Origin of the sequence: Arthrobacter sp. MYb227, assembly GCF_002975435.1 — a bacterium.
GTDB lineage: Bacteria > Actinomycetota > Actinomycetes > Actinomycetales > Micrococcaceae > Paeniglutamicibacter.
This window is the reverse complement of sequence record NZ_PCPT01000001.1, coordinates 422288-446551: the sequence shown is the minus strand read 5'-3', so window position 1 is coordinate 446551 and position 24264 is coordinate 422288. Positions and strand designations below refer to the sequence as shown.

General features: G+C 56.4%; 33 protein-coding genes. All 33 read left to right on the top strand.

The features are described 5' to 3' along the window. Positions 1-180: 180 nt before the first annotated feature. The 33 genes from rpsJ (at position 181) to CQ018_RS01975 (ending at position 23966) form a co-directional block, all read left to right on the top strand. Entirely contained in the window at positions 181-489 is a 309-nt protein-coding gene (gene rpsJ, locus CQ018_RS02135; RefSeq protein WP_003803825.1) for a 30S ribosomal protein S10, read from the top strand. Positions 490-508: 19 nt separating this feature from the next. Continuing rightward, positions 509-1159, top strand: a complete 651-nt coding sequence (gene rplC, locus CQ018_RS02130) for a 50S ribosomal protein L3 (protein ID WP_105548309.1) — start codon at positions 509-511, stop codon at positions 1157-1159. 4 nt (positions 1160-1163) lie between these two features. Further along, positions 1164-1766 carry a 50S ribosomal protein L4 gene (gene rplD, locus CQ018_RS02125; protein ID WP_105548308.1) on the top strand — a complete coding sequence of 201 codons (603 nt, stop codon included), beginning with the start codon at positions 1164-1166 and terminating at the stop codon, positions 1764-1766. Beyond that, positions 1763-2065 carry a 50S ribosomal protein L23 gene (gene rplW / locus CQ018_RS02120; protein WP_105548307.1) on the top strand — a complete coding sequence of 101 codons (303 nt, stop codon included), beginning with the start codon at positions 1763-1765 and terminating at the stop codon, positions 2063-2065. The genes rplD and rplW overlap by 4 nt, the downstream gene beginning before the upstream one ends. Positions 2066-2095: 30 nt before the next feature. Next, positions 2096-2935: a 50S ribosomal protein L2 gene (gene rplB, locus CQ018_RS02115; protein WP_105548306.1), complete on the top strand. Its 840-nt coding sequence runs from the start codon at positions 2096-2098 to the stop codon at positions 2933-2935. A gap of 12 nt (positions 2936-2947) precedes the next feature. Continuing rightward, positions 2948-3229 carry a 30S ribosomal protein S19 gene (gene rpsS, locus CQ018_RS02110; protein WP_105548305.1) on the top strand — a complete coding sequence of 94 codons (282 nt, stop codon included), beginning with the start codon at positions 2948-2950 and terminating at the stop codon, positions 3227-3229. 56 nt (positions 3230-3285) lie between these two features. Continuing rightward, entirely contained in the window at positions 3286-3651 is a 366-nt protein-coding gene (gene rplV, locus CQ018_RS02105) for a 50S ribosomal protein L22 (protein ID WP_105548304.1), read from the top strand. Next, positions 3652-4476 (top strand): 30S ribosomal protein S3, encoded by an 825-nt coding sequence (gene rpsC / locus CQ018_RS02100; protein ID WP_105548303.1) that lies wholly within the window; start codon positions 3652-3654, stop codon positions 4474-4476. It begins immediately after the preceding gene. Beyond that, the gene (gene rplP, locus CQ018_RS02095; RefSeq protein WP_105548302.1) at positions 4477-4893 is read left to right on the top strand and encodes a 50S ribosomal protein L16; all 417 of its coding nucleotides are present in this window, start codon (positions 4477-4479) and stop codon (positions 4891-4893) included. Positions 4894-4896: 3 nt separating this feature from the next. After that, positions 4897-5205 (top strand): 50S ribosomal protein L29, encoded by a 309-nt coding sequence (gene rpmC, locus CQ018_RS02090; protein WP_105548301.1) that lies wholly within the window; start codon positions 4897-4899, stop codon positions 5203-5205. Further along, positions 5205-5492 (top strand): 30S ribosomal protein S17, encoded by a 288-nt coding sequence (gene rpsQ / locus CQ018_RS02085; RefSeq protein WP_105548300.1) that lies wholly within the window; start codon positions 5205-5207, stop codon positions 5490-5492. The genes rpmC and rpsQ overlap by 1 nt, the downstream gene beginning before the upstream one ends. 111 nt (positions 5493-5603) lie before the next feature. Then, a complete protein-coding gene (locus tag CQ018_RS02080) occupies positions 5604-6626 on the top strand; it encodes an endonuclease/exonuclease/phosphatase family protein (RefSeq protein ID WP_146111790.1) in 1023 nt (340 codons plus the stop codon). A 386-nt stretch (positions 6627-7012) separates the two neighbouring features. After that, positions 7013-7381, top strand: coding sequence for a 50S ribosomal protein L14 (gene rplN / locus CQ018_RS02075; protein ID WP_105548298.1), 369 nt, complete (start codon positions 7013-7015; stop codon positions 7379-7381). Positions 7382-7383: 2 nt separating this feature from the next. After that, positions 7384-7728, top strand: coding sequence for a 50S ribosomal protein L24 (rplX, locus tag CQ018_RS02070; protein WP_105548297.1), 345 nt, complete (start codon positions 7384-7386; stop codon positions 7726-7728). Further along, complete coding sequence (gene rplE / locus CQ018_RS02065; protein ID WP_105548296.1) at positions 7728-8297, top strand: 50S ribosomal protein L5; 570 nt, start codon at positions 7728-7730, stop codon at positions 8295-8297. Before rplX ends, rplE begins: the two co-directional genes overlap by 1 nt. Positions 8298-8359: 62 nt before the next feature. Further along, positions 8360-8758, top strand: a complete 399-nt coding sequence (gene rpsH / locus CQ018_RS02060; RefSeq protein ID WP_105548295.1) for a 30S ribosomal protein S8 — start codon at positions 8360-8362, stop codon at positions 8756-8758. A 21-nt stretch (positions 8759-8779) separates the two neighbouring features. Further along, positions 8780-9316, top strand: coding sequence for a 50S ribosomal protein L6 (rplF, locus tag CQ018_RS02055; protein ID WP_105548294.1), 537 nt, complete (start codon positions 8780-8782; stop codon positions 9314-9316). A gap of 3 nt (positions 9317-9319) precedes the next feature. Next, positions 9320-9691: a 50S ribosomal protein L18 gene (gene rplR, locus CQ018_RS02050; protein WP_105548293.1), complete on the top strand. Its 372-nt coding sequence runs from the start codon at positions 9320-9322 to the stop codon at positions 9689-9691. Continuing rightward, positions 9688-10401 carry a 30S ribosomal protein S5 gene (gene rpsE / locus CQ018_RS02045; RefSeq protein WP_105548292.1) on the top strand — a complete coding sequence of 238 codons (714 nt, stop codon included), beginning with the start codon at positions 9688-9690 and terminating at the stop codon, positions 10399-10401. Before rplR ends, rpsE begins: the two co-directional genes overlap by 4 nt. A 4-nt stretch (positions 10402-10405) precedes the next feature. Continuing rightward, complete coding sequence (gene rpmD / locus CQ018_RS02040) at positions 10406-10612, top strand: 50S ribosomal protein L30 (RefSeq protein WP_105548291.1); 207 nt, start codon at positions 10406-10408, stop codon at positions 10610-10612. Positions 10613-10614: 2 nt separating this feature from the next. Next, positions 10615-11070: a 50S ribosomal protein L15 gene (gene rplO, locus CQ018_RS02035; RefSeq protein WP_105548290.1), complete on the top strand. Its 456-nt coding sequence runs from the start codon at positions 10615-10617 to the stop codon at positions 11068-11070. 285 nt (positions 11071-11355) lie between these two features. After that, on the top strand, positions 11356-12660 hold the full coding sequence (gene secY / locus CQ018_RS02030; RefSeq protein ID WP_105548289.1) for a preprotein translocase subunit SecY: 1305 nt from the start codon (positions 11356-11358) through the stop codon (positions 12658-12660). Further along, positions 12657-13229 (top strand): adenylate kinase, encoded by a 573-nt coding sequence (locus tag CQ018_RS02025; protein WP_105548288.1) that lies wholly within the window; start codon positions 12657-12659, stop codon positions 13227-13229. Before secY ends, CQ018_RS02025 begins: the two co-directional genes overlap by 4 nt. 105 nt (positions 13230-13334) lie before the next feature. Beyond that, positions 13335-14165, top strand: coding sequence for a type I methionyl aminopeptidase (gene map / locus CQ018_RS02020; RefSeq protein ID WP_105548287.1), 831 nt, complete (start codon positions 13335-13337; stop codon positions 14163-14165). Positions 14166-14642: 477 nt separating this feature from the next. Then, entirely contained in the window at positions 14643-14864 is a 222-nt protein-coding gene (gene infA / locus CQ018_RS02015; RefSeq protein WP_068731548.1) for a translation initiation factor IF-1, read from the top strand. 91 nt (positions 14865-14955) lie between these two features. Beyond that, the gene (gene rpmJ / locus CQ018_RS02010; protein ID WP_013349661.1) at positions 14956-15069 is read left to right on the top strand and encodes a 50S ribosomal protein L36; all 114 of its coding nucleotides are present in this window, start codon (positions 14956-14958) and stop codon (positions 15067-15069) included. 153 nt (positions 15070-15222) lie between these two features. Next, on the top strand, positions 15223-15597 hold the full coding sequence (gene rpsM / locus CQ018_RS02005; RefSeq protein WP_105548286.1) for a 30S ribosomal protein S13: 375 nt from the start codon (positions 15223-15225) through the stop codon (positions 15595-15597). A 43-nt stretch (positions 15598-15640) separates the two neighbouring features. Next, the gene (rpsK, locus tag CQ018_RS02000; protein WP_071212956.1) at positions 15641-16042 is read left to right on the top strand and encodes a 30S ribosomal protein S11; all 402 of its coding nucleotides are present in this window, start codon (positions 15641-15643) and stop codon (positions 16040-16042) included. A 170-nt stretch (positions 16043-16212) separates the two neighbouring features. Continuing rightward, positions 16213-17220 (top strand): DNA-directed RNA polymerase subunit alpha, encoded by a 1008-nt coding sequence (locus CQ018_RS01995; protein ID WP_105548285.1) that lies wholly within the window; start codon positions 16213-16215, stop codon positions 17218-17220. A 96-nt stretch (positions 17221-17316) separates the two neighbouring features. Continuing rightward, the gene (gene rplQ, locus CQ018_RS01990; RefSeq protein ID WP_105548284.1) at positions 17317-17829 is read left to right on the top strand and encodes a 50S ribosomal protein L17; all 513 of its coding nucleotides are present in this window, start codon (positions 17317-17319) and stop codon (positions 17827-17829) included. A gap of 264 nt (positions 17830-18093) precedes the next feature. Beyond that, complete coding sequence (gene truA, locus CQ018_RS01985) at positions 18094-18933, top strand: tRNA pseudouridine(38-40) synthase TruA (RefSeq protein WP_258142396.1); 840 nt, start codon at positions 18094-18096, stop codon at positions 18931-18933. 225 nt (positions 18934-19158) lie between these two features. Beyond that, positions 19159-21399, top strand: a complete 2241-nt coding sequence (locus CQ018_RS01980; protein ID WP_181149692.1) for a LuxR C-terminal-related transcriptional regulator — start codon at positions 19159-19161, stop codon at positions 21397-21399. Continuing rightward, complete coding sequence (locus CQ018_RS01975; protein WP_219843981.1) at positions 21396-23966, top strand: response regulator transcription factor; 2571 nt, start codon at positions 21396-21398, stop codon at positions 23964-23966. The genes CQ018_RS01980 and CQ018_RS01975 overlap by 4 nt, the downstream gene beginning before the upstream one ends. Positions 23967-24264 lie beyond the last annotated feature (298 nt).

Here is a 24264-nt window from a genome sequence, read left to right as displayed (position 1 = left end):
TGCGGGTTAGTATCGCTCGAAAGCGCGACACGCCCGAGCGCGGGGGTCGGGCTTCGGCGGATTGAGGAACCCGGGTTTTATACCCGGATTCAGTTCGATGCGAGGCGTGCCGGTCCCTTAAAAGACCCGTAGGGCACAGTAACTGTACAGAGAGTGCTAATTAGAAAGAGGCATGACGCCATGGCGGGACAAAAAATCCGCATCCGGCTGAAGTCGTATGACCACGAGGTCATTGACGTTTCTGCCCGGAAGATCGTTGAGACGGTCACGCGCGCAGGCGCAACCGTAGTCGGCCCAGTGCCGCTCCCAACGGAGAAGAACGTTTACTGCGTAATTCGTTCACCACACAAGTACAAAGACAGCCGTGAGCACTTTGAAATGCGCACGCACAAGCGTCTGATCGACATCATCGATCCGACCCCGAAGGCAGTAGATTCGCTGATGCGTCTTGACCTGCCGGCGGATGTCAACATCGAAATCAAGCTCTAGGGGAGGTGGCGAGAAAACTATGACCGCAACCCGTAATGTAAAGGGCCTGCTGGGCACGAAGCTCGGCATGACCCAGGTTTGGGACGAGAACAACAACCTCATCCCGGTAACCGTTGTACAGGCTGACAGCAACGTTGTCACCCAGCTGCGTAACGCCGAGCGTGATGGCTACGTAGCTGTTCAGATCGGCTACGGCCAGATCGATCCGCGCAAGGTCACCCAGCCATTGGCTGGTCACTTCGAGGCTGCTGGGGTTACCCCGCGTCGCCACGTCGTTGAGCTGCGCACCGCTGACGCTGATTCCTACGCCACCGGCCAGGAACTCACCGTCGAAATCTTCGCCGCCGGCCAGAAGGTCGACGTCGTAGGTACCTCCAAGGGCAAGGGCTTCGCTGGCGTTATGAAGCGCCACGGCTTCCACGGTGCAGCTGCATCGCACGGTGCTCACAAGAACCACCGTAAGCCTGGCTCCATCGGTGGCGCTTCGACTCCGGGCCGCGTGTTCCAGGGTCAGAAGATGGCCGGACGCATGGGTGCCGAGCGCGTTACCACGCAGAACCTCACGGTTCACGCTGTTGACGCCGAGAAGAACCTGCTACTCATCAAGGGTGCCGTTCCAGGCGCTCGCGGCCGCGTCGTTCTCGTACGCACCGCTGTGAAGGGAGCATAACTAAATGTCTAACGTACTTAAGGTTGAACTCCCTTCGGAGATCTTCGACGTACAGACCAACGTCCCGCTGCTGCACCAGGTCGTTGTGGCCCAGCTTGCAGCTGCTCGTCAGGGTACTCACAAGACCAAGGACCGCTCGGAAGTTTCCGGCGCAGGTCGCAAGCCGTTCAAGCAGAAGGGCACCGGCCGCGCCCGTCAGGGTTCAATCCGTGCTCCTCACATGACCGGTGGCGGCATCGTGCACGGCCCGACTCCTCGCGATTACAGCCAGCGCACCCCCAAGAAGATGAAGGCTGCTGCACTGCGCGGCGCCCTGTCTGACCGCGCTCGTAACAACCGCGTTCACGTCATTGAATCCCTGGTTGCCGGCACCACGCCGAACACCAAGGAAGCACTGGCTACCCTTCGCGCCGTTTCTGAGCGCAAGAACCTACTCGTAGTCATCGAACGCACCAATGATGTAGCAGCACTCTCGTGCCGCAACCTTGTTGAGACGCACGTTCTCTACGTAGACCAGCTCAACACCTACGATGTTCTGGTTTCCGATGACATCATCTTCACCAAGGCAGCTTTTGAAGCCCTGGTCCAGAAGGAGGAAGCCAAATGAGCACCTTCTCAAAGTCCCCGCACGACGTGGTCATCGCACCCGTTGTCTCGGAAAAGAGCTACGGTCTGATCGATGAAGGTAAGTACACCTTCCTCGTTGACCCGCGTTCAAACAAGACGGAAATCAAGAACGCCGTAGAAGCTATCTTCTCGGTCAAGGTTGACTCCGTAAACACCCTTAATCGTGCCGGCAAGCGTAAGCGCACCAAATTCGGATGGGGGGCGCGCAAGGCTACCAAGCGTGCGATTGTCTCCCTGAAGGAAGGCTCGATTGACATCTTCGGCGGTCCGCTTTCCTAAGCGGAGACCACTTTAACGAGGAATTAAACTATGGGAATCCGTAAGTACAAGCCGACAACCCCGGGCCTTCGTGGCTCGAGCGTTGCCGACTTCGCAGAAATCACCCGATCGACTCCGGAAAAGTCGTTGCTTCGCCCGTTGCACAAGACTGGCGGCCGTAACAACACCGGTAAGATCACCACCCGTCACAAGGGTGGCGGACACAAGCGCCAGTACCGTCTGATCGACTTCCGTCGTCACGACAAGGACGGCGTACCGGCAAAGGTCGCTCACATCGAGTACGACCCGAACCGTACAGCACGCATCGCGCTTCTTCACTACATTGATGGAACCAAGCGTTACATCATTGCACCGAACAAGCTCGCGCAGGGCGATACCGTTGAGGCCGGCCCAGAAGCCGACATCAAGCCAGGTAACAACCTCCCGCTTCGCAACATCCCGGTGGGTACTGTTATCCACGCTGTGGAACTGCGTCCGGGCGGCGGTGCCAAGATGGCTCGCTCCGCAGGTGCATCCGTTCAGCTCGTGGCCCGTGAGGGTCGCTACGCTCAGCTGCGTTTGCCTTCGGGCGAAATCCGCAACGTTGACGTGCGCTGCCGCGCAACCGTCGGCGAAGTTGGCAACGCCGAGCAGTCGAACATCAACTGGGGTAAGGCCGGCCGTATGCGCTGGAAGGGCGTACGCCCGACCGTCCGTGGCGTTGCCATGAACCCTGTTGATCACCCGCACGGTGGTGGCGAAGGTAAGACGTCCGGTGGACGTCACCCAGTCAACCCGAACGGTCAGCGTGAAGGACGCACACGTCGTCCGAACAAGGAAAGCGACAAGCTCATTGTGCGTCGCCGTCGTACCGGCAAGAACAAGCGATAGGAGCCTGGAAACATGCCACGCAGCCTGAAGAAAGGCCCCTTCGTCGATCAGCACCTGTTCCTTAAGGTAGCTGCTGAGAACGAAAAGGGCACCAAAAACGTCATCAAGACGTGGTCCCGCCGTTCGATGATCGTCCCCGACATGCTCGGTCACACGATTGCCGTACACGATGGACGTAAGCACATTCCCGTGTTTGTTACCGAGTCGATGGTCGGGCACAAGCTCGGCGAATTCAGCCCGACCCGGACGTTCCGCAGCCACGTGAAGGACGACAAGAAGGGCAAGCGCCGCTAACCCGCGAGGGTTAGTGAGTGCTTAGCACTTCTTCGAGAGACGAGAGAAGGAAAGCAATGGAAGCCAAGGCAATTGCGCGCCATATTCGCGTGACGCCTATGAAGGCCCGGCGCGTCGTCAACCTGGTTCGTGGCAAGCAGACGAACGAAGCACTGGCGATTTTGAAGTTTGCCCCACAGGCAGCTTCAGAACCGGTGTTCAAGGTTGTTGCATCGGCAGTGGCTAACGCCCGTGCCGCTGCTGACCGCGAGGGAATCGCGTTCAATGAAGACGAGCTGATCATCAGCGAAGCGTTTGTTGACGAGGGTCCGACCATGAAGCGGTTCCAGCCGCGTGCTCAGGGTCGCGCATACCAGATCAAGAAGCGCACGAGCCACATCACTGTGGTCGTCGCAACCCCTAAGAAGGGTGGGGAAAAGTAAATGGGACAGAAGGTTAACCCGCACGGGTTCCGCCTCGGAATCACCACGGACCACGTTTCGCACTGGTTCGCTGATTCGTCCAAGGCCGGCCAGCGATACAAGGACTTCGTCAAAGAAGATATCCGTATCCGCGAACTGATGACCACCGGTATGGAGCGCGCAGGCATCGCACGCGTGGAGATCGAGCGCACCCGCGATCGTGTACGTGTGGATATCCACACCGCACGCCCGGGTATCGTTATCGGTCGCCGCGGCGCCGAAGCCGACCGCATCCGTGGCGAGCTCGAAAAGCTCACCGCCAAGCAGGTTCAGCTGAACATCCTCGAGGTCAAGAACCCCGAGATCGAAGCTCAGCTTGTTGCACAGGGCATCGCCGAGCAGCTTGCTTCACGTGTGGCTTTCCGCCGCGCCATGAAGAAGGCCATGCAGTCGGCAATGCGCGCAGGTGCCAAGGGCATCCGCGTACAGTGCTCCGGTCGTCTGGGTGGGGCAGAAATGTCCCGCAAGGAGTTCTACCGCGAAGGCCGTGTGCCGCTGCACACCCTGCGTGCGAACATCGACTACGGCATGTTCGAAGCCAAGACCACCTTCGGCCGCATCGGCGTGAAGGTTTGGATCTACAAGGGCGACGTAACCTCGAAGGAACTGGCAGCTCAGGCTGCAGCAGCTCCTGCTCGTGGCCGCGGCGACCGTCCGGGTGGACGTCCGGGTGGACGTCCAGAAGGTGGCGAACGCCGTCGTCGTAACGACCGCAACACTGCACCGGAAGCAACAGCACCAGCTGTTGAAGCTCCGGCAGCAGGCGCAGAAGGAGGACAGGCTTAAATGCTTATCCCACGCCGCGTCAAGTACCGCAAGCAGCACCACCCCAACCGGAGTGGCGCAGCATCGGGTGGTACGACCGTAGCTTTTGGCGAATACGGTATCCAGGCCCTTACACCGGCCTACGTTACCAACCGTCAGATTGAAGCTGCACGTATCGCCATGACCCGCCACATCAAGCGTGGCGGTAAGGTCTGGATCAACATTTACCCGGACCGTCCGCTAACCAAGAAGCCAGCCGAAACCCGCATGGGTTCCGGTAAGGGTTCGCCGGAATGGTGGGTCGCAAACGTAAAGCCGGGACGAGTTCTCTTCGAACTCTCCGGTGTCAGTGAAGAGGTAGCTCGCGAGGCATTGCGCCTGGCAATCCACAAGCTGCCGTTGAAGGCACGCATTGTGCGTCGCGAAGGTGGTGAATAAGGAATGGCAATCGGATCCAAGGATCTAGCAACCGAAGCACTGGACGGCTTTGATAACGCCCGTCTGGTCGAGGAGCTTAAGAAGGCCAAGGAGGAGTTGTTCAACCTCCGTTTCCAGTCGGCCACCGGTCAGCTCGAATCGCACGGCAACCTCAAGACTGTCAAGCGCGATATCGCACGTATCTACACGGTACTTCGCGAACGCGAGTTGGGCATTCGTGCAGAAGTTGTTGTCCCAGTAGAAGAAGCTAAGAAGGCCAAGAAGGCTTCGAAGAAGGCTGACGCTGCGGAAGCAACTGAGGAAACCAAGTAATGAGCGAGAAGGAGAACGTAGTGGCTGCATCAGCAGAGCGCGGCGACCGCAAGACCCTCCGCGGGTACGTGGTTTCCGATAAAATGCAGAAGACCATCGTCGTTGATGTAGAGGACCGTGTTAAGCACGCCCTTTACGGCAAGGTCATGCGTCGCAACAAGAACGTGAAGGCTCACGACGAAGAGAACAGCGCCGGCATCGGCGACCTCGTACTCATCGCCGAGACCCGCCCGCTGTCTGCCGACAAGCGCTGGCGTCTCGTGGAGATCATCGAAAAGGCTAAGTAGTCTTTCGCTTTTCTTCACTAACACGTGAATGAAGTAAAGCACCCCGAGAGAAACTGGATTCATCCAGCATTCTCCCGGGGTGCTTTCTTTTTAGTCTGCGAGCATCGGCAGATGACCAGACCACAGACAGATCCCGGGAACAGGGTGCCAAAACAACAAATTTTCAAACGACTCCGGTACACGCTCGTCTATGTACCGTTTGCCGTATTTCTTATCGTGTTGCCGCATCTTAGTGCCGGGGGATCGCAGATAATCGCGGTACTCCAGGCAGTTTTACCGCTGCTTTGCCTAGCAACTGTCGCGGCAGCAATGATTGTGCTGGTACGCGGCAAACGGTTTCTCGCGTTGCTGCTGGGAATCTCGACAATGGCGTCCTTAGGGCCGGGGTATCTTTCTCACTATGACTCCGGTATTCAACGAACGAGTGCAGACAAGAGCGCCTGTGAACCCGGGCCAGAATTGTCGGTACTTTCACTGAACGTTGGCCGGGGGAGGGCCTCAATCGCCGAACTTGGATCCTATATTCAACGTGAAGCTCCGGATGTGCTGGTTCTGCTGGAAACCAACGAGGCAATGATCCTGGGCCTTCAAGCAAGTGTCAGCGGCTGGGACTACACCCATAGGACTTCACCGGTGATCCATGGCGGAAGCGTGGATAGCGTGATTCTTTCTAGAGCTCCGCTGCGTCAAGAAACCAATGCGGTATCCCAATCCGCGCGGGTGCTTTTTGATCTTCCAGTAGCTAGGATCGATGATCCACGGCTCGGTAGCCTTCGCGTAGTAGCGGTACATCCAATGCCACCCACTCACGACCCAGTGATGTGGGCCCATACCCTCGAGAACTTGCGACTGTGGCACGAAACTCAGGGTGATATGCCGTTAATCATGGCAGGTGACTTTAACGCGACGCATGCGCATCGGGAATTTCGGGATGTGAGTCAAGGGTTGTCCGATGTTTCGCCTCGTATTGGTCCACTACAGCTTCCGTCATGGCCGGCCGATGCATCACTTCCAGCCTTTGCCGCAATTGACCATGTCCTTGTCAGAGAACTCTTAGAGGTGAATTCCGAAAGATTCTCGGTGGACGGTACCGATCATCACGGGATCTTTACTCGGCTTGCACGCTGCGAGTAGATGCCTTGCCGGCCGGAATCGATCATTGGCTGCCTCGGCGTCAGGAGCTAACATGTGATGAAGAACCCGTATTTACCCCTTATCACAAGGTTTCAATAACCGGCATCCTTACTGTAGACTTTTTATTCTGTGCGCGTTGTATTTGCAGACTATCCACCTCAGACACCACGCATAGTGCTTTCCCATAGGGCGTTTACGGGCTCTAGAAGATTGTGCGGCATAGCTCTCGGCTAACGCCTCGGCCCTGCTTCCCCAGCATTTTCACGCAATACCGCTTAGCGGTGTGTCGTGATGTGTATGGAGGTGGGGGTAAGCGGAAGCTGGGATGGACCATATCCGTTCCGCAAGGCTCCCTAGGAGAACCAGCGAGACGACAGGAGTAATAAGTGATTCAGCAGGAATCGCGACTAAAGGTTGCCGATAACACCGGTGCTAAGGAAATCCTTACCATTCGTGTTCTCGGTGGCTCTGGCCGTCGCTACGCAGGTATTGGCGACATCATCGTCGCCACCGTCAAGGATGCAATCCCGGGCGGAAACGTAAAGAAGGGTGACGTCGTTAAGGCTGTCATCGTTCGCACCAAGAAGGAGCGCCGTCGTATCGACGGTTCCTACATCAAGTTCGACGAGAACGCAGCTGTCATCCTCAAGGCTGACGGCGAGCCCCGCGGTACCCGTATTTTCGGTCCAGTGGGTCGTGAGCTTCGCGATAAGAAGTTCATGAAGATCGTTTCCCTGGCTCCGGAGGTGCTCTAACCATGGGTGCAAAGATTAAGAAGGGTGACCTGGTTCAGGTCATCAGTGGTTCCGACCGCAACAAGCAGGGCAAGGTGCTCAAGGTTTTCCCTGAGGCACAGCGCGTGATTGTTGAAGGCGTTAACCGCGTTACCAAGCACACCAAGGCCGGACAGACCGAGCGCGGCACGCAGACCGGTGGTATCGAGGTTATTGAAGCCCCGATGCACGTCTCAAACGTTGCAATCGTTGACCCGGAAACCAAGAAGCCGACCCGCGTTGGCTTCCGCGAGGAAACCGTAGAGAAGAACGGCGTGTCCAAGACCGTCCGTGTTCGCTACGCCAAGTCTTCCGGGAAGGCACTGTAATGACTGAAGCAGCTGTGAAGATCCAGCCACGCCTGAAGGCCAAGTACGCCGCCGAAATCCGCGAAGTCCTGACCCAGGAATTCAGCTACGCCAACCCGATGCAGGTTCCGGGCTTGGTCAAGGTTGTAGTCAACATGGGTGTCGGTGAAGCCGCTAAGGATTCCAAGCTCATTGAAGGCGCAGTTCGCGACCTCACCGCCATCACCGGCCAGAAGCCGTTGGTTACCAAGGCACGCAAGTCGATCGCACAGTTCAAACTGCGCGAAGGCATGCCGATTGGTACCCACGCAACGCTTCGCGGCGATCGCATGTGGGAATTCGTAGACCGCTTGGTTACGTTGGCACTGCCACGTATCCGTGACTTCCGTGGCCTGAGCCCGAAGCAGTTCGACGGTAACGGAAACTACACCTTCGGTCTCACGGAGCAGTCAATGTTCCACGAAATCGATGTTGATTCCATCGACCGCGTTCGCGGTATGGACATCACCGTAGTGACCACCGCGAAGACCGACGACGAAGGTCGTGCCTTGCTCAAGGCTCTGGGCTTCCCGTTCAAGACCGCCAACTAGATCAACTACGTTGCAGGTCCGCGCTTGCGCGGAAACCGTAGCGAGGAAGGGCAGAAGCCCAAATGACAATGACAGATCCTGTCGCAGATATGCTGACTCGTCTGCGTAACGCCAACTCGGCTTACCACGACACGGTTTCCATGCCGTCGTCGAAGCTCAAGGTTCGCGTTGCAACGATCCTCAAGGAACAGGGCTACATCGCCTCGTTCGTTGAAGAAGCAGCAGAGGTTGGCAAGAAGCTGACCATCACCCTGAAGTTCGGCCCGAGCCGCGAGCGTTCAATCGCTGGCGTTCGCCGTATTTCGAAGCCGGGCCTGCGTGTATACGCAAAGTCCACCAACTTGCCGCACGTCCTTGGTGGCCTCGGCATCGCAATCCTGTCCACGTCCTCCGGTCTGCTTACCGACCGCCAGGCAGCCAAGAAGGGTGTAGGTGGGGAAGTCCTCGCCTACGTCTGGTAACGGGAAAGGGAGAGAAAAACAATGTCACGTATTGGACGTCTTCCGATCACTGTTCCCGCCGGCGTTGAGCTCAAGATTGATGGCGACGTAGTCTCCGTCAAGGGCGCCAAGGGCGAACTGACTCACATCATTGCTAGCCCGATCGCTGCTGTTCTCGAAGAGAACGTAGTGACCGTGTCACGCCCGAACGACGAGCGCGATTCGCGTTCGCTGCACGGTCTGACCCGCACCCTGATCGAAAACATGATCATCGGTGTGACAGCTGGCTACGAAAAGAAGCTGGAAATCCACGGTACCGGTTACCGCGTTGCACTGAAGGGCCAGAGCCTCGAGTTCGCCCTCGGTTTCTCGCACCCGGTTGTTCTCGAAGCACCAGAAGGTATCACCTTCGCTGTTGAGGGCAACACCAAGATCACCGTTTCCGGTATCAACAAGCAGCAGGTTGGCGAAATTTCCGCCAACATCCGCAAGCTCCGCAAGCCCGACCCGTACAAGGGTAAGGGAGTTCGCTACGCTGGCGAAATCATCCGCCGCAAGGTCGGAAAGGCTGGTAAGTAAACCATGGCTATCGGAATCAAGGGTAAGAGCAAGGCTGCCGCACGCGGCCGCCGCCACCTGCGCGTTCGTAAGCGCATCACCGGCACCGAGCTGCGTCCGCGTCTGGTCGTTAACCGCTCGGCACGCCACATGTTCGTTCAGATCGTTGACGACAGCAAGGGTATTACCGTTGCTTACGCGTCGACTCTCGAAGCTGACCTGCGCGCACTCGACGGTGACAAGACCGCCAAGGCCAAGCGCGTTGGCGAGCTCGTAGCCGAGCGCGCCAAGGCCGCTGGCATCGAATCCGTGGTCTTCGACCGCGGCGGCAACAAGTACCACGGTCGCGTGGCAGCTGTTGCTGACGGTGCACGTGAAGGTGGGCTGGCACTGTGAGCGAAGCAACTAACAAGAAGGAAACTCAGGTGTCTGAAGCTACTGAGGCAGTCGAGACTGCAGCCGCTCCCGCCACGGACAACGCTGGCGCTCGTCGCGGCGAAGGTCGTGGACGTGGCGGCGAAGGTCGTGGACGTGGCGAGGGCCGTGGCCGTGGCCGCGATTCGAAGGATAGCCGCAACGAAGACAAGGACAAGTTCCTTGAGCGCGTTGTAGCAATCAACCGCGTATCCAAGGTCGTCAAGGGTGGTCGTCGCTTCAGCTTCACCGCACTTGTTGTTGTTGGCGATGGCAACGGTCTCGTTGGCGTCGGCTACGGCAAGGCCAAGGAAGTTCCGGCGGCAATCGCTAAGGGTGTAGAAGAAGCCAAGAAGTCCTTCTTCCGCGTCCCACGCATCGGCACCACCATCCCGCACCTGGTGCAGGGTGAAGCCGCTGCCGGCGTTGTACTGTTGCGTCCGGCCGCTCCGGGTACCGGCGTTATCGCCGGTGGTCCGGTCCGCGCCGTACTGGAATGCGCAGGCATCCACGACGTGCTGTCCAAGTCCATGGGTTCGACCAACCAGATCAACATCGTGCGTGGCACCATTGCAGCACTGAAGGCTCTTGAAGAGCCTCAGGCAGTTGCAGCCCGCCGTGGTCTGCCATTGGACGAAGTTGTTTCGGAGCAGATGCTGCGTAACATCCAAGCGCAGAAGGCAGGTGCGTAAGCAAATGGCAAAGAACATTGTCCCAAGCGACGCAACTCTGATCATCACCCAGATTAAGTCCACCATTGGTGGCAAGCAGAACCAGCGCGACACCCTACGCTCGCTCGGTCTCAAGCGCATCGGTCACACCGTGACCCGTACCGCTGACGCCGTCACCGTAGGCATGGTCAACACGGTTCCGCACCTCGTAAAGGTTGAGGAGGCGAAGTAATCATGGCTGAAAAAGACAACGCATTGAAGGTTCACCACCTGCGTCCAGCCGAAGGTGCCAAGAAGGCCAAGACCCGTGTGGGTCGTGGTGAGGCATCCAAGGGTAAGACCGCTGGTCGCGGTACCAAGGGCACCAAGGCACGCTACCAGGTCAAGGCCGGCTTCGCCGGCGGCCAGCTGCCGTTGCACATGCGCCTTCCGAAGCTTCGCGGCTTCAAGAACCCGTTCCGCGTCGAGTACCAGGTTGTAAACCTGGACAAGATCTCGGAACTGTTCCCGGAAGGTGGCGAGGTCACCGTAGAGGCACTGATCGCGAAGGGCGCCGTTCGTAAGAACGAGCCAGTCAAGGTCCTTGGCTCGGGAGAGCTCACCGTCAAGGTTGACGTGAAGGTTAACGCTTTCTCGTCCTCCGCAGCAGAGAAGATCGCTGCTGCCGGCGGTTCGGCTGTAGAGCTCTAAGCTAAAGGTCATCTGATCACATAGCTAAAGTCAGAGGGGTTTCGGGGGATTCGGTAACGAATTCCTTGAGACCCCTCTTTCTTGTACTTACACACATATTTCCCCAACTTTGCATTGCACCACCACAAATTGTGGGAATAATGCGTGAATTCGAACCGAAAATATCGATCGGTTCGTCTTTCAGAGAACTTTTTACCGCGGCGTATTTGGTTAGTAACGCTAGTCACCCGGTAGAATCGATAGGTCATCTCCGGGTATCCCGGCCATCACCATTCAGGAGGACGCTTGTTCAGCGCCATAGCCCGGGTATTCCGGACGCCTGACCTGCGACGCAAGTTGTTGTTCACGCTCGCCATTATCGCGATCTACCGCGTAGGTGTTTACATTCCTGCACCCGGAGTGGATTACACGAACGTTCAGCAGTGTCTTGCCGCCGGCAACACAAGCGGCGGTCTCTACCAATTCGTAAACCTCTTCAGTGGCGGTGCCTTGCTGCAGGTTTCGATCTTTGCCATGGGTATCATGCCCTACATTACTGCCTCGATTATTGTGCAGTTGCTACGTGTAGTTATTCCACGCTTTGAGGAACTGCATAAGGAAGGCCAAGCTGGCCAGGCAATCCTGACGCAGTACACCCGCTATCTCACCATCGCACTGGGTCTGCTCCAAGCAACAACGCTTGTCTCGTTGGCTCGCAGCGGAATGCTCTTCCCCTCGTGTCAGCTACCAATCGTCCCGGACCAATCGATCATGGTCATCTTGCTGATGATCATCACACTGACGGCCGGCACCGGTCTGATCATGTGGATGGGCGAACTGGCCACCGAACGCGGCATCGGCAACGGTATGTCACTGCTGATCTTCGTTTCGATCGCTTCGGGCTTCCCGGTATCCATGGGAGCCATCCTGCGCTCCCAGGGTTGGGGAACTTTCCTCGGGGTGATCCTGGTGGGCCTCGCCGTTATTGCCCTGGTGGTCTTCGTTGAGCAGTCTCAGCGCCGTATCCCGGTGCAGTACGCCAAGCGTATGGTGGGACGACGTACCGTCGGCGGAACCTCCACCTATATCCCGATCAAGGTCAACATGGCCGGTGTGATCCCGGTGATCTTCGCATCCTCGATGCTGGCGCTGCCAAGCATGCTGGTGCAGTTCAACACCCGCCAGGACGGAACACTTCCGGGTTGGGCGCTGTGGATCTCCACTAACTTCTCCGGTTCGTCACCGTTGTACATGGCCGTGTACACGCTGCTGATCATCGGCTTCACCTACTTCTACGTTGCTATCACGTTCAACCCAACAGAGGTTGCAGACAACATGAAGCAGTACGGTGGCTTCATCCCGGGTATCCGTGCAGGACGCCCAACGGTTCAGTACCTTGAATACGTACTGAGCCGCATCACATTCCCCGGTGCCCTCTATCTGGCATTCGTGGCCCTGATCCCGTTGATCGCCTTTGTGCTCTTCAACGCCGATCAGAACTTCCCGTTTGGTGGAACCTCGATCCTCATCATGGTTGGTGTGGGTCTTGAAACCGTCAAGCAAATCAACGCGCAAATGCAGCAGCGACACTACGAAGGACTTCTGCGATGACAAGACTGTTGATCATTGGACCACCCGGCGCCGGTAAAGGCACCCAGGCGGTACGCATCTCCGAGCGCCTCAATGTTGTGGCCATCTCCACCGGTGATATCTTCCGTGCAAACGTCAAGGGTGGAACGCCCCTTGGTGTTGAGGCCAAGAAGTACATCGATGCTGGCAACTTCGTTCCGGACTCGGTCACCAACTCCATGGTGCGCGACCGCCTGGCTCAGCAGGACGTCGCTGACGGCTTCCTGCTCGATGGCTACCCGCGCACCAGCGCACAGGTCGATGAGTTGGATTCAATCCTGGCCGATGCCGGAGTGCAGCTTGATGCTGTACTGCAGCTGACCGCCGACGACGAAGAGCTGGTTGTACGCCTGCTCAAGCGCGCCGAAATCGAAGGCCGTGCCGATGACACAGAAGAGGTCATCCGCCACCGTCTGAGCCTGTACCACCAGGAAACCGCAATCGTTGTCAACCGCTTCCAGGAGCGCGGCATCGTGCGTCTGGTGGACGGAATTGGTGGAATCGATGAGGTCACCGATCGTGTACTTGCGGCGCTAGGCCAGAACGTCTAGAGCAATCTCACACGCTTAAAGCCGTGGGGTACAGCGCATAATGCGCAGTACCCCACGGTTTTTGCGATAATAGGGGTAATCAGTCTTCGGAAGGGACAATTCACCATGGCGTTCGGCCAACCCAAAATTGAATACAAGACAAATTCGCAGATCCTCAAGATGCGTGAAGCAGGCTTGGTTCTTGCCGAAGCACTTGACGAGGCGGTAGCTGCAGCGCAGATCGGTGCCACCACCGCACACGTTGATTCGGTGTTTGCCGCGGTGCTTGAACGTCACGGTGCCAAATCCAACTTCAAGGGATATCACGGCTTCCCCGCAACCATCTGTGCCTCGGTGAATGAAGAAGTTGTTCACGGCTTCCCCAGCGACTATGTCTTAAAGGACGGGGACGTGCTGAAGATTGATGGTGGTGCAATTGTTGATGGCTGGCATGCCGACTCGGCGCGCACCGTCATCATGGGCACCGCGGACCCCGAAGACCAGCGTCTGTCCGATGTCACCCAGGAAGCCATGTGGCGCGGGATCGCTGCGCTGGCCAACGCACGTTTCGTCGGGCAGATCGGTGAAGCCATCGATGATTTTGTTTCTTCGGTTCCCGGTGCACCGCTGGGCATCTTGGAAGACTACGTGGGTCACGGCATTGGTTCGGAAATGCACCAGGCACCCGACGTGTTGAACTACCGCACCTCACACCGTGGTCCGCGCGTGAAGCCGGGCCTGTGTCTGGCCATCGAGCCGATGCTGGTGCGTGGAGACCTTGAAACCCGCATTCTGGAAGATGACTGGACAGTTGTCACTGTTGATGGCCAGCACGCCTCGCAGTGGGAGCATAGCGTTGCGGTTCACATGGGTGGCATTTGGGTTCTTACCGCCCACGATGGAGGAGTCGCTGGTCTTGCACCATTTGGTGTGACTCCATCTCCCATCCTGGCGTAGGCCCAGCGTCCATAGCTCGGGGGAGCCGGGTCGGCTTGGAAATATCTTCCAGCCGACCCGGCTCCCTTGTGTGTGCGGCAGCAAAGCCGTGAGCCGAGGATCCTGCATTCCAGAATCTATGGTGGGTGCAAAACCTCGTGTGGACTGTGCGTTCTAGCACAACGACTCGGCGGCCTACCGGCACCCCGATTGCGCCGTGTTGCTGCATCGTGGGTAGCAGGGGCTGGGCCAATGAGAGTTAAAACCGCCAGCACCCGCGGATCTCGCCCATGAGCTGTCGAAAGTATGTGGGGAAGGTTACTAAAATTCCCGCTCCAAGGGATTTCCTTTTATGCCCGGCACCGCGTAGGCTTGACTGTTGGTTGTCTATTCCATGGTGCCCAAAAGCGTTCGCCTAGGTCAGTTATGTTGAAGAGCAGCCAGTACCATAAACCTGTTGGTGATAAATGTTGCCAACAACAAAAGTTAGCGGAGGATATGGCCAAGAAAGAGGGTGTCATCGAGGTAGAAGGCACCGTATCAGAGGCGCTGCCCAACGCGATGTTCCGTGTTGAGCTGCCCAATGGACACGTTGTGCTTGCAACTATCTCGGGAAAGATGCGTCAGCACTACATTCGAATCCTCCCGGAGGATCGCGTAGTGGTGGAACTCAGCCCGTACGACCTCAACCGCGGCCGTATCGTCTACCGCTACAAGTAAACACTTTTTACAGTCGGGTATCCCTTTGGGGGTAGCGGGCGACGAAGGTAATTACGCTCCACTGAAACAGCAACCGCAAAAGGAGTAAGCCTTGAAGGTTAACCCTAGCGTGAAGCCGATCTGCGATAAGTGCAAGGTGATCCGCCGTAATGGTGTGGTCATGGTGATCTGCGAAAACCCACGCCACAAGCAGCGTCAGGGCTAATTTCCCTTCTTTGGGAAATGCTCTGCGCGTAGTAACGAAATCGGTAGTACAGCATCACAACGCGCGATGCATACCCTCGGCACGGAGGCCGGGGACTGGGAAACCAGGATGTACTGCTTAAGACCTCCGAACATCGAAAGGTAGACAAAGCATATGGCTCGTCTAGCTGGCGTAGACATCCCACGCGAAAAGCGTGTGATCATTGCGCTCACCTACATCTACGGCGTGGGCAAGACCCGTGCAGAACAGACCATTGCCGGAACCGGGATTAACCCGGAAACCCGTGTCAAGGATCTGACCGACGCTGAGCTGGTTCAGCTGCGTGACTTCATTGAAGGCAGCTTCAAGGTTGAGGGTGACCTCCGCCGTGAAGTGGCAGCTGATATTCGCCGCAAGGTTGAAATTGGCTCCTACGAAGGTATCCGCCACCGCAAGGGCCTGCCGGTCCGCGGTCAGCGCACCAAGACCAACGCTCGCACCCGCAAGGGCCCGAAGCGCACAGTCGCCGGTAAGAAGAAGACCCGCTAAATCTAGCGGTCGTCACTAAGCCAAATTTCTCGTAGGAGTAAGAATGCCCCCCAAGACTCGTGGAGCGGTGCGTAAGCCGCGTCGCAAGGACAAAAAGAATATCGCGCTAGGCCAGGCGCACATCAAGAGCACCTTTAACAACACCATCGTTTCCATCACGGATCCGAGCGGTGCTGTCATCTCGTGGGCCTCGGCCGGCGAGGTTGGCTTCAAGGGCTCACGTAAGTCGACCCCGTACGCTGCACAGATGGCTGCTGAAGCCGCTGCAAAGCGCGCACAGGAGCACGGCTTGCGCAAGGTTGACGTTTTCGTCAAGGGCCCAGGCTCGGGACGCGAAACCGCGATCCGTTCGCTGCAGGCTGCTGGCCTTGAGGTTGGGTCCATCCAGGACGTTTCCCCAAGCGCACACAACGGTTGCCGCCCGCCAAAGCGTCGCCGCGTCTAATTGACTGTCTGGCTTTCCTGCCGCCGTGTTTCATTACCGCTTAGGTTTTGACACGGCGGCAGGATCGCCACGGCAAGCCAGACCGAACCAGACGAACGCCGACGAGGCTTACGTCGTTTCCACCCCCTGTGTTGCGTCATATAGCGGACGCTCGCTGAAAGGAAATGTAAGTGCTTATTGCACAGCGCCCCACCCTGACCGAAGAAGTCGTAGCGGAGAACCGCTCCCGTTTCGTAATTGAACCGTTGGAGCCTGGCTTCGGCTACACCCTTGGTAACTCACTTCGCCGTACCCTGCTCTCCTCGATCCCTGGTGCAGCTGTCACCAGCGTACGAATTGACGGAGTACTGCACGAGTTCACCACCGTAGCCGGCGTGAAGGAAGACGTCACCGAGCTGATTCTTAACATTAAGAGCCTCTCGGTCTCCTCCGAACATGACGAGCCGGTTGTCGCCTACCTGCGCAAGCAGGGCCCGGGCGTCGTTACCGCAGCCGACATCACCCCGCCAGCTGGCGTTGAATTCCACAACCCGGACCTGCACATCGCGACATTGAACGCGAAGGGCAAGTTCGACATGGAACTGACCATCGAACGTGGCCGTGGCTATGTTTCTGCAGCGCAGAACAAGAACGCGGACGCCGAAATTGGTCGTATCCCTGTGGATTCGATTTACTCGCCGGTAATGAAGGTGACCTTCCGCGTGGAGGCCACCCGTGTTGAACAGCGCACCGACTTTGACAAGCTCATCGTTGATGTTGAAACCAAGGATTCGATTGCCCCGCGCGATGCAGTAGCATCCGCTGGCACCACCTTGGTTGAACTGTTTGGCCTGGCACGCGAGCTGAACACTGCCGCTGAAGGCATCGAGATTGGCCCGTCCCCGACGGATGCCGCTCTCGCCGCCGATATGGCACTGCCGATCGAAGACCTCGAATTGACAGTTCGTTCGTACAACTGCCTCAAGCGTGAGGGCATCCACTCCGTGGGTGAACTCGTTGCACGCTCCGAGGCTGACCTGATGGACATCCGCAACTTTGGTGCGAAGTCCATCGATGAGGTCAAGGCGAAGCTGATCGATCTGGGTCTGGCCCTGAAGGATTCCCCTCCGGGCTTTGATCTGGCAGCCCGTGCTGCAGCCATTGGCGACGATGAAGTCTACGGTGACGAAGAAGTCTAAAGACTTCTAAACACCCGCTACAGAACTTAAACCCTTGCGCCCGGAAAACCCCTTTCCGGAACCGGGCGCAAAGGGCCACCATATTAGGAGAACACTATGCCTACCCCGCCAAAGGGTCCGCGTCTCGGCGGCAGCGCAGCTCACGAGCGTTTGATGCTCGCGAACCTGTCCGCGCAGCTGTTCGAGAACAAGTCCATCACCACCACGCTGACCAAGGCCAAGCGCCTTCGTCCGCATGCTGAGCGTCTGATCACCTTCGCAAAGCGTGGAGATCTGGCCTCACGTCGCCGCGTTCAGGCAGTCATTGCCTCACGTAGCCGCACCAACAAGTCGATCGTTCACGAACTGTTCGAGAACATCGCACCAGTTATGGCCGAGCGCCAGGGTGGTTACACCCGCATCACCAAGATCGGCAACCGTAAGGGCGACAACGCTCCGATGGCTGTTATCGAATTGGTTATGGAACCGGTTTCCCCGAAGCAGGCAGTTGTGAAGGAAGCCGAAAAGGCTGCCGCAGTTGCTGCTCCGGTTGAAGAGGTCGTTGAGACCGAAGCAACCGAAACCGCTGAGGTTGTAGAGACCGAAGCTGCAGAGGAGAACAAGGCCTAGTCCTTGTTTACCCCTCAGCAATAGCTGATACTTTGGCCCGGTGCATTTATGCACCGGGCCAAAGTTTTAACAATCACCTGCCTCCAACTAGAAATAGGTTCCCACCGCGGACGCACCTCTAGATTGAGGAGACGTTTCCCCTCCGTGGCTCTCAGCACGGATAAAGCACCAATCTGGATAGGGTCAATGAATTTCTCCGAGCTAAGTCACCTAAACCCGGCACTGGCACCAAGCGATGCACAGACCGAACCCGCATTGGTTCGTATGTGTCTACGCCTTGGCTATGACGGCAGCAGCTATAACGGGTGGGCACTGCAACCAGGACTGCCGACAATTCAGGGAGTGCTTGAGGCAGCGCTGGAGATGCTGATTCGTCGCCCCATTCGCACCACTGTTGCCGGACGTACCGACGCCGGAGTGCATGCTCGGCACCAGATGGTGCATTTTGATCTGACCGAAGCGGAATTTGCTAGCCTAAACCGTGGGGCAGATCTTGACCCGGGCTATGCACTAGTTCGTCGACTACGCGGAGTGCTGGGAAGAGAAGAAGGGCGCGTCCTCGTTCACGAGGCTTACCTGGCGCCTACCGGATTTGATGCTAGATTCTCCGCGCTTTGGCGCCGCTACGCTTACCGGATTGCCGATGGGCCGGCGCGTTTTGATCCGCTCACCCGGGCGTTTACTATGTGGCACAAAAAAGACCTGAATCTCGAACTGCTCAATGCCGAAGCCCAATCGCTGCTAGGGCGGCACGACTTTCTTTCTTTCTGCAAACCGCGTGAGCGAGCAACGACTATTCGCACGCTTACAGAATTCACGTTTGAACGTGATGAGGCCGGTATTATTGTCGCTCATCTAAAGGCCGATGCCTTTTGCCACAATATGGTCCGGGCCATGATCGGAGCCTGTATCGCGGTGGGGGACGGAAGCCAGAAACCTGGTTGGGTGGCCGAGCGGTTAGAAATGGCTGTACGTGATTCAAAGAACATGCTTGCCGACCCGCGGGCCTTGGTACTAGAAGAAGTCGCCTATCCACAAGATCAAGCCGAAATTGCCTGGCGGGCTCAAGCCACACGGCAACGGCGGGTGCTTGACCAGCAGTAGAAACGTTCCTCCCAGTCTTCCGTGAAAATGCTAGCTGACATGTGTTTTCATAACGACGTTTGAGTATTAGCGGGTTGGCGTTGTCCCCTAAGCGGTGCTAAATTCAAGCGGGGATTACTGCGGCTAGTTCAAGTTAGGACTCCCAGAATATTTCGCTGTGGGATGGGCCCTAGCGACTTTTTGCATCTAGTGGGGGCACTACGCTTGGGACGTATTCGCAGTGAGATGGCTGAAGAAGTATTGCTGGAGCTCGGTAGCGACCGACTCGTAATTCTTGAGGGCCCCGTAGGATCCGGAAAATCTCGACTACTCTCCACCGTTGCTGCCCGGTCAAATTATGGCGCCGTACGACGAATCTTCCCAGATCCTAGCGAGAAGAGTCACCGCTATGCTGCCTTGGCACACCTGATTACTAGTTCTGCTCGTGCGCATATTGATCTGATAGAGCTCGCCAACGAACATGGTTCGCTGCTTATTGTTGTAGATGATTTCCAGCATTTAGATGAAGGATCCGCACGTCTGCTTCTATGGGGTATCCAAAATGCTCCGATCACTCTGGTGGTTTCCTGCGCGAGTATGGATTCGATTCCCTTGTTGGCTGAAGCCAAATTCGAGAACCACGTAAGACATTTGGAATTGCCGTTGCTGGACTTTGCGCAGATCAAGAACCTGCTTGAAGAACTATGGAACCGTTCGGTCAAGACCTGGGAAGTTGTAGCGGTCACTCGATTTGCTGGAGCGAATATGGCGGCCGTACGGACCTTTGCCGGATTCGTCGATGAAAATTTTCCCCATGAGCGTGGCCCCAATGCATGGCATCGGCATATCCAGGACGTGGGGAAATTCTCGCATACAACGTTATATGCGCATGTTCGTTCCCTCAAAGAGAACCATGAACCAGAAATTTTTGATGCGCTACAGATTCTTGCCGTCGTTGGACCTTGTAGCTTAGCTCAGGCATTGCAATGGATTCCTTCAGCTAGGCTGCAGGAGATGGACGTCCGCGGACTCATTTCCCAAGAAAGCCCGAAATCCCCGATTCAGCTGGCAAATGGTCTATTGGATTTGAGTCTGCGATTGAGCATGGAGACCGATCTAGCTCGAACGATCTATGAATCACGAGTGTCTCCGGTATTCCCCAAAAACACCATGTCACCACCGCCGGAACACATCTTTTGGTGGCAGTCCCTGGGCATCGAGATTCCGCGCGAATTGGTTCTGGCCGGTGCACGCTCGGCCTTGCTTGCTGCGCAGCCCGCCTCGGCTCTCTTACTTTTGGAAAACGATAGTAGCCATGAAGCTGCTTGGCTCGCGGCCGAGGCCCATGTTTTGACCGGGAATTCGTCCGGGGTCATTAGCAACCTAGAAGCCGCGTTATCCGATTCTCTTGCCCCTGAACAACTCGGGGCAAGAGAAGCTCTGGTCTGTCTGGCAGCTGGTTACTGGCCCAAGTATGCCGGACGTTTTGTTCATGTAAACGGCCTTGAAGCCGCGGCCAAAGGCGTGTATTTAAGCTCCATCCGCGAGTACGAAAAATGTATCGCCTTGGCAGTATCCCTTGATCGAGGGGTTGATGAGCAAATGTGGCAGAACGTTCAGGCATTCGCTGCGCTCGGTGAAGTTATGGCGGGAAATTCGCGAGCAGCCTTGGAACGTATTGCTCGTGTGGGTGTCGTTGCGACCGAGGCTTCATCGATTACGGCACATAACGTTGCAGAAACCAAACAGGCTGTGCAATTCCTTGCGGGGGAGTGGAACGGTCTTCGAGCAGCCAACTTGGGCGAATATGGGTTACATGCACTATTGGATCGCTCGGGTTTAAGTACAGATATCGGAAGACTGCTGGGGGAGCCCTCGGGAGCTACCGCTGACCCCATTAACTATGATGCACCAGCACCCTTTGGCTATGCGCAAATTCGCGAATTAGCGCGCATTGTTGTCGAACGGCCAACGGCCGATGCATTGGTTGACCTGCAATCCTACAATCAGCGTTATGCACGAGAATTTCCAAAAGGGCTGCGCCTCTTGGGACTGGGATGGGAACTAAAACTGCGACTAGAGAACGGGAATCAGCCGGAGACCACGTTCTTGAAAGAGCTTGAAACGCTAGCTCAAAGCTGTGATGGAACGATTGCACAACTCATCTCCATGCTCAGCGTAGGAATACGAGAAAAATCAGGAAACAAACTAGAAGCAGCAATATCTCTTGCGCAGCGTCAGGGCCTTGGATCGTGGATTCCTCCGAATCTAAAAGCCCAAATATCAACAAGTACGCCGCTGAGTCCTCGTGAACTTGAGATCGCTAACTGGGCAGCGGATGGAAGCAGTAGCGTCGATATTGCAATGGAGCTAGATCTCTCTGTTCGCACCGTTGAGAAACATTTGGAAAACACGTACAAGAAATTGGAAATTTCTGGCCGTGACGAACTTACATCGATCCTTGGATCTCAGGTCGGTGCCCGTTGAGAGAAACGAACGCAATTCTAAAGCAGGTAGTCAACCCGGCTGATATTTTCTCAGAGCGTTCCATTAGTGGGACCCTTGGCTGGATTTTGTGCGAGACTGTTGGCCAATCACTGCGCTTCTGGAGCCAAGAGCTCGAACGTAGCGGAGCTTTGCAACTCATCGGCGAAGTACGTGGAGTCAAGTGGCAGGGCCATGGGGAATATCTTGCCCTTGATCCATTGATCGCGCAATTACGCGGACGTACGGCTGAAGATCCAGCCGAACCTTACGCACCGGCAAATAGCTTCGCTGAGGAACCGGGTTTTGGCTATTTCCGTACGTTACGTGCCTTAGTGCGTAAAAACGTTCAGGGAACGCAGTCCATAATCCTTGTGCGCGATCCAGACGAACTCGACGCCGGAAGCTGTGATGTACTGACCCGTCTGGCCCTGAATGATGACATTAGACTGTTCATTCACACCGGCGCAGTATCTAGCTTGCCGCGCCAATGGCGCACCATGTACGAATCTGGGAATATTTCCACGTGCCCAGAAGGCAGAGTGGATGTTCACCAAGCAGTCAACGTGATTTCACAAGCCCTCGGATACAGGGTTCCTTGGCTTGGCGCCTTCGCTTTGCACCATGCCGCACATGGTTCTGCCGGTCAGCTCGACCTCATGCTAGAAAACGTTGACCCAAGTGTTTTAAGAGCTGTCCTGCTATCGGGCGGCACTGGTCTGCTTCCCGTAATCGCTAAAGCAACGATGCTACTTCAAGTACGTCGCAAGGCACTCGCCCCCGAAGCACAAAAGCTGCTGAGCCTATGCGCGATCCTTGGCCATGTTCCATTGGACGCCGCCCATCAAATGGTGGGCCGAGAGACCGTAGATGTGGTGCTCAACTCCGGAATGGGTAGGAGACATAGTTGCGGTGATACTCAAACTATCACCATGGCTTCGCCCATTCTGGAACGTCACTGGCAGCAGAGTTTGACGGGTTTTGAACTTCTTGAACTCGAAAACGAAGCCCTTAAAATCGAGAAATGCTGCATGGCGGGTCTTCCACATACGGTCTCTTCAGCGTTGGCACGGGATGAAGAACACCAAGTTGAAGCGGTGGTTGAGGCATTGAACGTGGCCTCGGAATCCCAGAACCCCTCTCAAGGCGAAGCCGCGGCGCTATTCGTACGACAATCATTGCCACAGATTAAAAATTCACGCCACGGGATTTGCGCTGCAGTAGCCTTGGCCCGGTATAGCTATGTAAGACACGGTTCGCATGCCGCCCTGAGAGAACTTAAACGCGGTTCGGCGCAGCATGCTGGTCTGTGGAATAGTGCCGAAACCGCTCAATTACTTGTTCAAATTTGCCTAGAAACTGGGCGTTTGCTGCCAACGCTTCAACGAGTTGCCACACTGCGAGGACTCGAAGCACCGCTAACACGCGATGATCCAGCGATATTGGAGCTGCTGCCGCAGGACTCGCTGAGCAGGAAGTTGAAAGCTGCACTCGAAGCATCTAAGAATGCTAACATGCGCACCGCAGCCATCCACATGGTCTCGGGTCTTCGAATGTGTTCGGGCGGTGAGCCCTCAAATAACGCTGTGGCATTACGTGGCACACTGCTTAGCGCCACTGGAATTTACTTAGCAATGGGCGGATACGCTCAAGGACTGCGCATGCTCAGCGAATATCTACATCGTCACCCCAGCCCGTGGCATGCTCGAAGCATTGCAGCGCTCGAGCTGTCACAGGGGCTACGTGAACTACAGCAGGGCAAACTTTTTGATGGCGCCCAGTCTCTAGAACTTGCCGCACAAAGTGCCATTTTGATTGATGCAGAGTCGGTACACTGCTCAATCCAAGACATCGATCAGGTAGTAACTCGTTTTAGCGATTTCCCTGCCCTCGAGAAAAGCGGTGTGAAATCCGGGGTAGCTATGAGCCTTGTCTTCGAGGGGCGACATGGCATTGAAGATATAGCAACGGCCGGATTATTGCGTGACCCGGCAACTCAAAGATTACTTCTTGAACATCTCAGCAGTCTTTCTGATCCGCGTGCTCAGGGCTTAAAGATTCGCGCGCGGAGTCAGTTAGGTCTTTGTGACCCGATAGTAGCAATTGATACGTTGCTCTTGCTCGATCAAGGTTTTGACGCCGCCTGGGTTGCCGACGGTGTGATCATGAGTCACGTGTTTGAACATTGCGGACCGGAAAAGGTTGCTGAAGTCCACAGCCTGCACCCGTTGGAACCCATGGAAATCGTGCGAACACTGCTAACACCATTGGGAACAAAACCTGTTCCCGGGGTAAGTCGCGAACTACTGAACCGGTTGAGTATGTTTGAAAGTCAGACGCTACCGAGCCTCCCGTTTCTGGCTCACGAGCTTCGCGCTCGTACGCTGACCCCACGCGAAGAGGAAATCTCGAAGCTCGCACGTGCCGGCATGAACAATCGTCAGATAGCACGGGAACTGACGCTGTCGATCCGTACGATCGAAGGGCACATCGCTGCGGCATTGGGAAAGCTGTCTCTTGACCGCAGAGAGGAACTCTTGCTGGAAACCGGTGCACTCGACCTCGTCTAGCGGCAACACATATCACTACAACGCATCGTTGGATCACCCACAGGTTCTTGCCTCGGGTGATCCAACGATGCGTTGCTTTGTTTAACGCCGTCCCGGATTCCGGCCCAGGTTATTTGAAAGCAATTATCAGTCCGTCGATCAAACTACGTAGTGTTCAACAGCAACTCACGTAGTCACTGCGTAATGCGAGGCTCGCACCCCCGTCAATAGTGTGTTGTCTGTGTTCGAAAGCCCCACTGATCTGGGGAAACAAGCACGTCAACCAGATAATGTACCGGAGCCTAGCGGCTATCGGCCA